The 11,886-nt window shown below is 74.9% G+C and carries 9 protein-coding genes and 1 pseudogene; 1 reads left to right on the top strand and 9 read right to left on the bottom strand.

Annotation, left to right across the window (positions count from 1 at the left end):
- Window positions 1–12: 12 nt before the first annotated feature.
- The 3 genes and pseudogenes from MCBG_RS07675 to ald all read right to left on the bottom strand — a co-directional run bounded on the left by MCBG_RS07675 (window position 13) and on the right by ald (window position 3,228).
- Complete coding sequence (locus MCBG_RS07675) at window positions 13–936, bottom strand: ParA family protein (protein WP_013285595.1); 924 nt, start codon at window positions 934–936, stop codon at window positions 13–15.
- A gap of 194 nt (window positions 937–1,130) precedes the next feature.
- The gene (locus MCBG_RS07680; protein WP_043324894.1) at window positions 1,131–2,102 is read right to left on the bottom strand and encodes a tyrosine recombinase; all 972 of its coding nucleotides are present in this window, start codon (window positions 2,100–2,102) and stop codon (window positions 1,131–1,133) included.
- 11 nt (window positions 2,103–2,113) lie between these two features.
- A pseudogene (gene ald / locus MCBG_RS07685) lies at window positions 2,114–3,228 on the bottom strand (alanine dehydrogenase).
- 171 nt (window positions 3,229–3,399) lie between these two features.
- Here ald and MCBG_RS07690 point away from each other — a divergent pair.
- A complete protein-coding gene (locus tag MCBG_RS07690) occupies window positions 3,400–3,771 on the top strand; it encodes a TM2 domain-containing protein (RefSeq protein ID WP_082930962.1) in 372 nt (123 codons plus the stop codon).
- Between the two features lie 66 nt (window positions 3,772–3,837).
- Here the strand turns inward: MCBG_RS07690 and MCBG_RS07695 are convergent, their stop codons facing one another.
- The 6 genes from MCBG_RS07695 to murJ all read right to left on the bottom strand — a co-directional run bounded on the left by MCBG_RS07695 (window position 3,838) and on the right by murJ (window position 11,713).
- A complete protein-coding gene (locus tag MCBG_RS07695) occupies window positions 3,838–4,443 on the bottom strand; it encodes an NUDIX domain-containing protein (RefSeq protein ID WP_043324895.1) in 606 nt (201 codons plus the stop codon).
- On the bottom strand, window positions 4,440–6,170 hold the full coding sequence (locus MCBG_RS07700) for a CTP synthase (RefSeq protein WP_043324896.1): 1,731 nt from the start codon (window positions 6,168–6,170) through the stop codon (window positions 4,440–4,442). The genes MCBG_RS07695 and MCBG_RS07700 overlap by 4 nt, the downstream gene beginning before the upstream one ends.
- A gap of 454 nt (window positions 6,171–6,624) precedes the next feature.
- The gene (locus MCBG_RS35080) at window positions 6,625–7,854 is read right to left on the bottom strand and encodes a hypothetical protein (RefSeq protein WP_369799280.1); all 1,230 of its coding nucleotides are present in this window, start codon (window positions 7,852–7,854) and stop codon (window positions 6,625–6,627) included.
- A 253-nt stretch (window positions 7,855–8,107) separates the two neighbouring features.
- A complete protein-coding gene (locus MCBG_RS35085) occupies window positions 8,108–8,887 on the bottom strand; it encodes a hypothetical protein (protein ID WP_369799281.1) in 780 nt (259 codons plus the stop codon).
- Window positions 8,887–9,972: a glycosyltransferase family 4 protein gene (locus MCBG_RS07710; protein WP_369799282.1), complete on the bottom strand. Its 1,086-nt coding sequence runs from the start codon at window positions 9,970–9,972 to the stop codon at window positions 8,887–8,889. Before MCBG_RS07710 ends, MCBG_RS35085 begins: the two co-directional genes overlap by 1 nt.
- 43 nt (window positions 9,973–10,015) lie before the next feature.
- The gene (murJ, locus tag MCBG_RS07715; RefSeq protein WP_043324898.1) at window positions 10,016–11,713 is read right to left on the bottom strand and encodes a murein biosynthesis integral membrane protein MurJ; all 1,698 of its coding nucleotides are present in this window, start codon (window positions 11,711–11,713) and stop codon (window positions 10,016–10,018) included.
- Between the last annotated feature and the right edge of the window lie 173 nt (window positions 11,714–11,886).

Consider the following 11,886-nt stretch of genomic DNA (forward strand, 5'->3'; position numbering starts at 1 on the left):
CCGGCGTGCGCCCTACCGGTCCGCCTGGGCGGCGATGACCTCCCGGGCCAGCTGCCGGTAGTTGCGGGCGCCGGAGGAGGCCGGGTCGAGGGTGGTGATCGGGGCGCCGGCCACGGTGGACTCGGGGAACTTCACCGTCTTGGTGATGACGGTCTGGTAGACCTTGTCGCCGAACGCCTCGACCACCCGCTGCAGCACCTGGCGGCAGTGGGTGGTGCGGCTGTCGTACATGGTGGCGAGGATGCCTTCGAGCTCCAGGTCGAAGTTGAGCCGCTCGCGCACCTTGTCGATGGTGTCCAGCAGCAGCGCGACACCGCGCAGGCTGAAGAACTCGCACTCCAGCGGGATGAGCACGCCGTGCGCGACGGTGAGCGCGTTGATCGCCAGCAGGCCCAGTGAGGGCTGGCAGTCGATCAGGATGAAGTCGTACTCCTTGCGGATGGTGCGCAGCACCCGCGCCAGGGCCATCTCCCGGGCGACCTCGTTGACGAGCTGGATCTCGGCGGCGGAGAGGTCGATGTTGGCGGGCAGCAGGTGCAGCCCGGCCACGTCGGTCTTGATCAGGACGTCCTCGGCGGTGACGTCGTCCTGCATCAGCAGGTTGTAGACCGACAGGTCCAGGTTGTGCGGGTTGACGCCCAGCCCGACGGAGAGGGCGCCCTGCGGGTCGAAGTCGACGAGCAGCACCTTGCGGCCGTACTCGGCCAGGGCCGCGCCCAGGTTGATGGTCGTCGTGGTCTTGCCGACGCCGCCCTTCTGGTTGGCCATCGCGATGATCCGCGCCGGGCCGTGCCGATCGGTCGGCATGGGTTCGGGGATCGGCTTGCGCATGGTGTACGCGGCCGGGTCGGCGGGGCCGAGATCGGCGCCGAGCGTCGCCTGCTGCTCACGGAGCTCCGACGTCCAGGTCTCGGCACGGTCACCGTTTCCTGCCATGTCCTCGTTGCCCCCTCCCGACGACCACCCGGCGTCGGAGCCGTCCGACGTCCCTCGCGGCGCCGCTGCGCACCCCCGGTCCGTCGCACCTGGAGGCCCGCGCCGATGCCGACTGTACGCCACCGGCCAGCAGCGCGTTCGGTAGCGGGTCGGCGTGTCGGCGGCCCGTCGGCCAGGGCCGGCCACGTCGGCGCTCAGCGGGCGCGCGGATGCGCTGTCGCGTACACCTCGCGCAGTCGTTCCACGGTGACCAGTGTGTAGACCTGGGTGGTGGTCACCGACGCGTGGCCGAGCAGTTCCTGCACCACGCGCACGTCCGCGCCGCCGTCGAGCAGGTGCGTGGCGTACGAGTGGCGCAGCGTGTGCGGGGAGACCGCGTCGGGGCCGTCGACCGGCAGGCCGGCCCGGGCGGCGGCGGCGCGCAGCACGGCCCAGGCGCCCTGCCGGGTGAGCGGGCCGCCGCGGGCGTTGACGAACACCGCGTGGGTGCCGCGTCCGGCCGCGAGCAGCGCCGGGCGGCCCCGGACCAGCCAGGCGCGCAGCGCGTCGGCCGCGTACCCGCCGACCGGGACCAGCCGGGTCCGGCCGCCCTTGCCGCGCAGCAGCACGGTTCCGGCGTCCAGGTCGAGGTCGTCGACGGCGGCGCCGACCGCCTCGGAGATGCGCGCGCCGGTGCCGTACAGGAATTCCAGCAGCGCCCGGTCGCGCAGCGCGCGGGCGGCGGCGTCGCCGGTGCCGTCGGCCGGGCCGGCGGCCTCCAGCAGCCGCAGGACCGCGTCGACGGGCAGCGCGCGGGGCAGCCGGCGCGGCGGCGCGGGCGGGCGGACGTCGCGGCTGGGGTCGGCGCCGGTGAGCCCTTCGCGCAGCGCGAAGCGGTGCAGGCCGCGTACCGCGCTGGCGGCGCGGGCGGCGGAGGAGACGGCGAGCGGCGGGTGGTCGTCGTCGCCGGCGCGCAGCCGGGCCAGGTGGGCCTCGACCTGCGCGGGCCCGGCGGCGGCCAGGTCGTCCACCCCGGCGGCGGCCAGGGTGGCGAGGTAGCGGTCCAGGTCCCGGCGGTACGAGGCGAGCGTGTTCGCGGACAGCCCGCGCTCGACGGTGAGGTGGTCCAGGTACGTCCGGACCGCACGGCGCAGGGCCGGCGCGGGTTCCGCGCCGACCGCGCGCACGGCGGCGTCGGTCAGCTCAGCACCTCGTCCAGCGGCAGCACGTCCATGCCGTGCGCCTCGGCGACCGGGCCGTAGACGACCTTGCCGGCGTGGGTGTTCAGGCCCAGCGCCAGCGCCGGGTCGTTGCGCAGCGCCGCCTGCCAGCCCTGGTTGGCCAGTTCCAGGGCGTACGGCAGGGTGACGTTGGTCAGCGCGTAGGTGCTGGTGTTCGGCACCGCGCCGGGCATGTTCGCCACGCAGTAGAAGATCGAGTCGTGGACCTTGTAGACCGGGTCGGCGTGCGTGGTCGGGCGCGAGTCCTCGAAGCAGCCACCCTGGTCGATGGCGATGTCGACGAGCACGCTGCCCGGCTTCATCCGGGAGACCAGCTCGTTGGAGATGAGCTTCGGGGCCTTCGCGCCGGGCACCAGCACCGCGCCGATGACCAGGTCCGCGTCGAGCACTGCCCGCTCGATCTCGTACGCGTTTGAGGCGACCGTCTGCAGGTGGCCCCGGTAGATGGCGTCGGCGGAGCGCAGCCGGGCCACGTTCTTGTCCAGCAGCAGCACCTCGGACTGCAGGCCCAGCGCGATGGCGGCGCGTTGAGGCCGGACACGCCCGCGCCGATGACCACGGTCTTTGCGGCGTACACGCCGGAGACGCCGCCGGGCAGCACGCCCCGCCCGCCGCCGGTGCGCATCATGTAGAAGGCGCCCACCTGGGGGGCGAGCCGGCCGGCCACCTCGGACATCGGGGCGAGCAGCGGCAGCGACCGGTCGGGCAGCTCGACCGTCTCGTACGCGATGCCGGTGACCTTGCGGTCGACCAGCGCGTCGGTGCACTCGCGGGAGGCGGCCAGGTGCAGGTACGTGAAGAGCACCTGTCCCTCGCGCATCCGGTGGTACTCCTCGGCGATCGGCTCCTTCACCTTGAGGACCAGCTCGGCGGTGTCCCACACCTCGTCGGCGGTGGCCAGGATCTTCGCGCCGGCGGCGGCGAACTCGTCGTCGGTGATGCTGGAGCCGACGCCGGCGCCGGCCTCGACGAAGACCTCGTGGCCGTGGCGGGTGAACTCGTTGACGCCCGCGGGCGTGATCGCCACCCGGTACTCGTGGTTCTTGACCTCGCGGGGGATTCCGACCTTCACGATGCAGACACCTTCCTCCGGGGCTGCTCACCCCCGACTGCGCGGCGCCGCGCCGGCTCCGTTGCCGGCGCGGTACACCGGTCCCGCCGGCGGCAGTCTAGAGCCGTGGGAAGCCCACGGACGGCGACACTGTGACATCCGGTGCCCGCTGGTGCTGACGGTGTGTCAGGCATGGGCCAGGCTGGCCGGTGGAGACGTCATCAGCCGACAGGACAGAGTTCGGTAAATATCCTTCCACGACCGGGGTGCCGGGGCCGACAGGACGCGAGTCGATCACTATTGTGTCCGCTCATGACCACTCCTTACCAGCAGTACCCGCAGGGCGTCTCGGACAAGAGCAAGGTCGTCGCGGGTGTGCTCCAGATCCTCCTCGGCGGCTTCGGCATCGGCCGGTTCTACATGGGCGACACCAAGACCGGTGTCATCCAGCTCATCGTCACGCTCGTGACGTGCGGCATCGGCGCGATCTGGGGCCTCGTCGACGGCATCCTGATCCTCGTCAACGGCGGTGTCGACGGGCAGGGCCGCCCGCTGCGCGACTGACCACCGCAACGGAAAGGGGCCGCCCGGCGCACAGCGCCGCGCGGCCCCTTCGTCGTCGGTTCCCGATCAGCGCGGCAGCGGCGCCTCCGGCCGGCGCAGCTCGGTGAAGCCGGTCTCCCGGGCGCGGGCCGCGGCGAGCAGCCCGGCCACGCAGGACGCGTTGGTGATCTCACCGGCCAGCACCATCCGCACCGCCTCGTCCAGGTCCACGCGGACCACCTGGAGGTCGGCCTCCTCGTCGTGCCGGTCGTGCCGCTGCTCCGCCGGCACCTCGGCCAGCTCGCGGGCCAGGAACACCCGGACCACCTCGTCGGAGAAGCCGGGCGAGCTGTGCAGGTCCACGAGCACGTCCACGCGCGCCGCGGTCAGGTCGGCCTCCTCGGCCAGCTCCCGCAGCGCCGCGGCGGCCAGGTCCTCGCCGCCGACGTCCATCAGCCCGGCGGGCAGCTCCCACAGGTGCCGGCCGACCGGGTGCCGGTACTGGCGGATCAGCACCACCTGACCGGCGTCGTCGAGCGCCACCACGGCGACCGCGCCGACGTGCCGCACGTAGTCCCGGGTCGCCTCGCCGCCACCGGGCATGGTGACGTCGTCGCTGACCACGGAGAAAATCCGGCCGGACCAGATCTGGCGGCGCGCGGTCACCTCGTACCGGTGCTCGACGCCGCTCACTTGGCCTGGGCCTTGGCGCCGCCGCCGCGGCCGGCCTTCTTCGCCGCGCCGTCCAGGTCCACCGGCAGCTGGTCGGCCTGCGAGTACGCCACGGCGGCGCCGACGAACGCGGCGAACAGCGGGTGCGGGCGGGTGGGGCGGCTCTTCAGCTCCGGATGCGCCTGGGTGGCCACGAAGAACGGGTGCAGGTTGCGGTCCAGCTCGACGAACTCCACGAGCCGCCCGTCCGGCGAGGTGCCGGAGATCGTCAGCCCCGCCTTGGTGAGCTGGTCCCGGTAGGCGTTGTTCACCTCGTACCGGTGGCGGTGCCGCTCGCTGACCTCGGTGCTGCCGTACGCCTCGGCGACGATCGACCCCTCGGCGAGCTTCGCCGGGTACGCCCCGAGCCGCATGGTGCCGCCCAGGTCGCCGCGGCCGGCCACGATGTCCTCCTGGTCGGCCATGGTGGCGATGACCGGGTGCACGGCCTCCTCGTCGAATTCGAGCGAGTTCGCGCCGTCGAGGTTGGCCAGGTGACGGGCCACCTCGATGGTCATGCACTGCAGGCCGAGGCAGAGGCCGAGCAGCGGGATGCCGTTCTCCCGCGCGTACCGGGCGGTGCCGACCTTGCCCTCGATGCCGCGTACGCCGAAGCCGCCGGGGATGACGATGCCGTCGACGCCGGACAGCGCGGCGGCCGCGCCGGCCGCCGTCACGCAGTCGTCGCTGGGCACCCACTTGAGCTTCACCCGGGCGCGGTGGCCGAACCCGGCCGCCCGGATCGCCTCGCTCACCGACAGGTACGCGTCGGGCAGGTCGACGTACTTGCCGACGAGCGCGACGGTGATCGTGTGCCGCGGCTGGTGCACCCGCTCCAGCAGGTCGTCCCAGCGGGTCCAGTCGACGTCGCGGAACGACAGGCCGAGCCGGCGCACCACGTACGCGTCGAGGCCCTCCCGGTGCAGCACCTTCGGGATGTCGTAGATGCTCGGCGCGTCCGGGGCGGCGGTGACCGCCTCCCGGTCGACGTCGCAGTACAGCGACAGCTTCTCCTTGACCTTGTCCGGGATCTCCCGGTCGCAGCGCAGCACCAGCGCGTCGGGCTGGATGCCGATGCTGCGCAGCTGCGCCACCGAGTGCTGGGTCGGCTTGGTCTTCAGCTCGCCCGACGGCGCCAGGTACGGCACCAGCGACACGTGCAGGTAGAAGCAGTTGTCCCGGCCCAGGTCGTGGCGGATCTGCCGGATCGACTCCAGGAACGGCAGCGACTCGATGTCGCCGACGGTGCCGCCGACCTCGGTGATCACCACGTCGGGCACCTGGCCGTCGGCGTCCGGGTCGGCCATGCCGCGGATGCGGGCCTTGATCTCGTTGGTGATGTGCGGGATGACCTGCACCGTGTCGCCGAGGTACTCCCCGCGCCGCTCCTTGGCGATCACCGCCGAGTAGATCTGGCCGGTGGTGACGTTCGCCTTGCCGGAGAGGTCCCGGTCGAGGAACCGCTCGTAGTGCCCGACGTCGAGGTCGGTCTCGGCGCCGTCCTCGGTGACGAAGACCTCGCCGTGCTGGAACGGGTTCATCGTCCCGGGGTCGACGTTCAGGTACGGGTCGAGCTTCTGCATCACCACGCGCAGTCCGCGCGCGGTCAGCAGACTGCCGAGGCTGGAGGCGGTGAGGCCCTTACCCAGCGAGGAGGCGACGCCCCCGGTGACGAAAATGTGCCTGGTCGTCCGTGCTGTAGGGGCCAAGGCCTGCTCCCGTGTCGTCCGTAGCGGTCGTGCGAACCGCCGTGCCGATCAGACAAGTGATCACGCGATCCACGGGATTCCACGGTAACACCATCCGGACCGTGAGCCGGCGTCGCACCCGCTGTCGGCGCACGTGAGGCCCGTGCCGGCCCTCGTGCGGCGCTCTTCCGTGCCCCGTCCGGGCCCTTGATCGACACCACCCCGCCGATGTGGTGCCTTCCACAGGGCCTTGACCCCGCCACCTCCCCGATCTGGCGAGGGCGCGGCGGGGGGCGGCACGCCCGCGCGGGCAGCGCGGGCCGGTCAGCCGGCGGGGACCTCCGAGGAGGCCGGGGTCGGCTGTGCGGGGACCCGCGCCCCGGCGCCGGGCGATGCGTTCGGCGTTTCCGTGCCGGCCGGGCCCTGCCGACCCGGTCCGGCCGGCTCCCCGGCCTCCCCCGGATCGCCCACACCGTCACCGGCCGGACCGTCGCCCGCCGAACCCACCATCACCAGCACCGTCACCGGCCGAACGGAGCACCGTCAGGCGTGCCGCCGGGCAGCGGGGCCGCCTCGGGAAGGGCTGTCCGGGCCGCCCGGTGGTACCGCGTCCGTCTCGCCGCCAGGGCGGCCGCTGTCTGGCAGCGTACGGTCGGTGGAGTGGTCGAGCACCCGCAGCGCCGACAGCGCCGCCATGGGCACCCACGAGCGCCGCCGCCGCGCCGGCCACGTCCAGCGCCGAGCCGCCCAGCACGCCGCCCAGCCCGACGGCCACGCCGGTGCCGGCCATCGCGGCCCGGATCGCCGGGTAGATGCCGAACAGCCGCATCAGGCCGCCCCACGGCTGCAGCAGCGCCAGCCAGACCAGCGCCGCCCCGGCCAGGGCCAGCACGGTGAGCGGGCTGTTCACCAGCGTCTGGATGTTGGAGTCGCCGGAGCGGTGCACGGTGAGCCCGCCGGTGCCGTCGCCGAGCGCGGCCAGGAACCGGCCCAGGCTTCCCCGCTCGTCGGCGGGACGGCCCAGGTCGACCAGGGCGAAGCCGATGGTGACCGCGAGCGCGGCCATGGTGGCCCAGGCCAGTCGGCTCACGGTGAGCCAGCCGCCGGTGCAGATGGCGGCGGCGACGCTGACGCCGGCGGTGAGCGCGATCGCGCCGATCGAGTCGGCGCCCAGGTACGGGCTGCCCACTATCACCACTGCCAGTCCGCCGACGGCCACCATCACCATCGGCCGCCAGCCCTTGCGGAACCGCTGGGCGAGCCAGCCGCCGCACAGCAGTGATCCGGCGACGAACACGCCCAGCCCGACGGTGCCGAGCCCGGCGTACCGGCCGCCCTCCAGCGCGGAGTAACCGACCACGCCGTTGAGCTGCAGCCGGGAGCCGGTGAGCACGTCCACGCCGACCACGAGCGTGGCCAGCCCGGCGACCGCGCCGAGCGGGCCGAGCGTGCGCTCGTGCCCGGGGCTGAACCGGACCAGGGCGGTGCCGCCGACGACGAGCAGCGCGGTCACCGAGGCGTACCAGACGCCGGCGTGGCTGCCGCGCCACCAGGGCACGGCGTCGGCCAGCAGCGCCGCGGGCACGGCCAGCGCGGCGGCGATGAGCAGCAGCTCCACCACGGCGACGACGCGCCGGGACACCGGTTCCGGTCCGTGCGGGCCGGCGAGGCGGCGGGCCCGGCGTAGCAGCGGCAGCACCGCCACCGCGAGGGCCAGCTTGGGCGGCGGCGAGCAGGGTGAAGAACCAGCCGGCGACGCGCCGCTGGGCGGCGGCCTCCCGTTCCGCGTCGGCGACGCCTCGATCGCGGCCCGCAAGGTCGTCGGGCCGGTCGTCGGCGGTGACCGCGGGACGGCCGACGAAGGCCCGTTCCGGGGCCGGCCGGTCGAGTACGGCGAGCACGGTCGGGGCCAGGTCGACCAGTTGCAGGTAGCCGGATCGGGGCGGTGCTCGGCGAGGTCAGCCAGCCGCCCGTCCAGCCGGGCCGTCGGCGATCGCGACGTGCAGCCGCGCCGGGTTGTCGGTGTCGGAGACGCCCGCGACCAGCACCAGTGAGCGCGGCGGCCGGGCGGCGAGGACCCGGGCCAGCCGGGCGTCGGCCTGCCGCGCCTGGGCGGCCCGTACGGCCGGGTCGTCGTCGTCGACGGTGCCGGCGTCGACGATGCTCAGCACGCAGGAGCCGAGCAGTTCCGCCGGGTTCTCGGGCAGCGTGGGCGCGTACCTGTCGACCCGGCCGAACGGACGGGCGGCGGCCACGGCGGCGCCCGGCCCCACCGCCACCGAGCAGCGCACCGACTCGGCCAGCGCGCCGGGCTTGGCGCCCCAGGCGAGCTGTTCCTGGTTGTGCGCCACGACGCTGGGCTGGTCGGGCAGGTTCGCGCCGATGCCGTCGGGCCGTTCCACAGTCACGCCGGCCGCCGGGCAGCCACCGCCCGGACGGGCGCCCGGCCAGGCGGCGAAGTTCCCGGCGCCGAGGGTGAGCCAGCCGTCGACGGGGCAGGTGGGCCGGTGCGCGGACCGCACCGACAGGGAGCCGATCGCGCCCTGCTCGGCCATCCGCCACAGCGTCGGCGTGTTCTCCGGGTCGACGTCGTCCCAGCGCAGGCCGGCCGCGCCGACGAGGACCACGAAGTCGGCGCCGGGCCGGTCCGCGCCGCGGTCCGGCCGGGCGGCCAGCGCGGTGATGCCCAGCGCCACCACGACCAGGGTGAGCAGGACCGGGGTCAGTCGGCGCAGCATCAGCGGTTCCCGGCGGAGTGCTGCGGTGTCAGCTCGGCGTAGAGGTCGGCGAGCGCGGCCACGGTGTCCGCCTCGGTGGGCCAGGTCGCGGCCCGGGCCAGGCCGCGCCGGCCCACCTCGGCCCGGCGTACGGGGTCGTCGAGCAGGTCGCGCACCGCCGCGTCGACGGCGTCCACGTCCCCGGGCGGCACCAGCACGGCCCCGTCGCCGACGAGCTCCGGCAGCCCGCCGACGGCGGTCGCGACGAGCGGTACGCCGGCCCGCAGCGCCTCCTGGGCGAACAGCTGCCGGGCCTCCCAGTCGCTGGTCACCACGGCGAGGTCGGCGCCGGCCAGCAGGTCCGCCACGTCGGTGCGGTGCCCGAGCAGCGTCACCGGCGCGCGGGCGGCCGAGATCCGGGCGGCCAGCGGCAGGTACGCGGGTCCGCTGCCGGCGATCACCACGACCGGGGCGGGGGTACGGGTGCGCCAGCGGGCGGCGGCGTCGATGAGCACGTCGTACCGTTTCTGCGGGTGCAGCCGACCCACCGAGAGGATCAGCGGGCGGTCGGCGGTGACGCCGAACTCGGCGCGGACGGCGGCGCGGCGGCGGCCCGGCGGCGGCAGCGTGGGCGCGGCGACCGGGGCCAGGCGCGCGTCGGCGGCGCCCAGCGCGGCGGCGCGGTCGACCAGGTCGGCGGAGGCGCCCAGCGCGACCCGCACGGACCGGGCGACGATCCGCTCGACCAGCCGGGACGCCGCGCCGCGCAGCCCTTTCGCGAGGACCGCGTTGTGCCAGGTGACGACGAGCGGCGCGGTGGGGCGGGCGAGCGCCGCGACCAGGCCGGCGCGCAGCCCGTGCGCGTGCACCACGTCGACGGGTGTGTCCGCGAGCGCCCGGCGCAGCGCGGTGACCGCGCGCGCGTCGCCCGGCGTGGGGCTGGCCGGGATCTCCACCGGGGTGAACCGGGCGCCGACGCCGGTGAAGCCGAACTGCTCCTCGGTGGCGGCCGGTCCGCACACCAGCACCGACGCTCCGGCCTCGGTGAGTCCCCCGGCGATCGAGCGCACGTGCTGCCCGACCCCGCCGGTGCTGGAGGCGAGCACGAGCCCACCGACCCGGGCCAGCGCGGTGCGGGCGAGGCGTCCGTCATGAGGAAACGGTCTCCTTTCCGTCGCCCCGCTCGCCGGGGTGCTGCTGCGCCGGCGGGCCGTCGTCCCCGCCGGCCGGGCGTCGCCGGCGCAGCCGGCGGGTCACGGTCGCGAGCAGCGGCCGCAGGTCGCGGGCGTCGGTCAGCCAGGCGACGGCGAGGAACAGGACACCGACCACGACCCCGGACAGCATGCCCTGCGCGAGGGCCTGCGGTGTCGTCGGGGTGCCGTCACCGAGCCCGGCGAGTCCCGCCGCGACGGCCGCCCCGCCCGCTCCGGCGACCACCGCGGCGAGCAGCCCGGCGGCGCCGGCCCGGCCGATTCCGGCGAGCGCCTCGCCGCCGGCGGCACGCCGGACCGCGACGATCAGCAGCGCGCCGAGCAGCACCATGCCGGCCGACGTCGCCAGCGTCACCGCGAGGACCCGGTCGGCCAGCGGCAGCGCCTGGGCGAACAGGAGGGCGAACGCGGGCACGCTGAGCCATCCGAGCGCGGTGGCGACGGTGGCCGCGCGGGTCTCGCCGCGGGCGTACAGGGCGCGGGTGAGGACCGCGAACAGGCCGTAGCCGAGCAGGCCGGGCGCGAACCCGGCGATCCCGGCCGCGGCGGTACGCGCGTCCAGCGGGTCGGCGAAGAAGAAGTGCCCGACCGGGATCGCGGTGCCGACGAGCGCGGCGGCGCCGAGCAGGCTGAACAGCACCACGCCGCGTACCGCCGGGGCGAGCGTGTCCCGGTAGGCGCGCTCGTCGCCGGTGGCCCGGGCCGCGACGAGCGTCGGGTACGCGGCCACCGCCAGCGGCACGGCCAGCACCGCCCAGGGCAGGAAGTAGACGGTCTGGGCGAGGTTGTAGACGCCGACGTCGGCGGTCCGGCCGTAGGTGACCTGGTTGAGCGCTACCACCAGGGCGATCTGCTGGGCGGCGACGGTGACCACCCCGGCGACGGCCAGGCCGCCGACCCGGGCCCGGGCGTCGGCCGGGAACCGGTAGCCCGGCCGGATCCGGAGCTTCAGCCGGCGCAGCGGGATCAGCAGCGACAGCGAGAGCACCACCACGCCGAGTGTGGTGCCGGCGGACAGCAGCAGCTCGCCGCCGCGCCCGGCCTCGCCGATCGTGGCCAGCCGCCCCTCGGTCGCGGTGAAGGCGAGGTAGACGCCGATCACGCTGATGCTCGACAGCAGCGGCGCGATCACCGGCCAGGCGAACCGGCGGTGCGCCTGGAGCACACCGGTGAGCACGATGCCCACGCCGTAGAGCGGCAGCTGCGGCGCGAAGACGCGCAGCATCCGGGCCCCGGACGCCTGCTGCGCCTCGCTGAGACCGTCTCCGATCAGGCCCGGCAGCGGGTCGGCGAAGATCGCCACCAGCACCGCCAGCGGCACCAGCAGCGTCAGCGTCCAGGTCAGCAGCGCGCCGGTGGTGGCGGCCACCGCACGCCGGTCACCGGCCTCGACCGCGCCGGCCAGCAACGGTACGACGAGACTGGCCAGCGCCCCGCCCGCGACGATCTCGAAGATGAAGTTCGGGACGTAGTTGGCCACCAGGTAGGCGCCACCGAGGTCGCTGGTGGACAGCGTCCAGGTGAACACGGCGGTGCGGCCGAAGCCGGCGAGCCGGCTGACCACGGTGAGCACGGCGATGAGGGCGGCCGCCCCGGCGACGCGGCCGGCGGCGGCGAGAGGTGCCGGTTTCGTCACGTCAGTCGGGCAGCCGGCCCAGTTCGTCGAGGTGCCGCAGCCCCGGCGTGGACGCGATGACCTGGGTGAAGCTGACCTTCTCGCTGGCGGCGGTGAGGCGGCGAGCACGGACAGCACGCCGGCGCGGCCCAGCGGCCCGGTACGCGCGGCCAGGCTCACGCCCAGCAGCGCAC

The sequence above is a fragment of the Micromonospora sp. M42 genome, assembly GCF_000568915.1.
In the GTDB taxonomy this organism is placed as follows: domain Bacteria; phylum Actinomycetota; class Actinomycetes; order Mycobacteriales; family Micromonosporaceae; genus Micromonospora; species Micromonospora chalcea.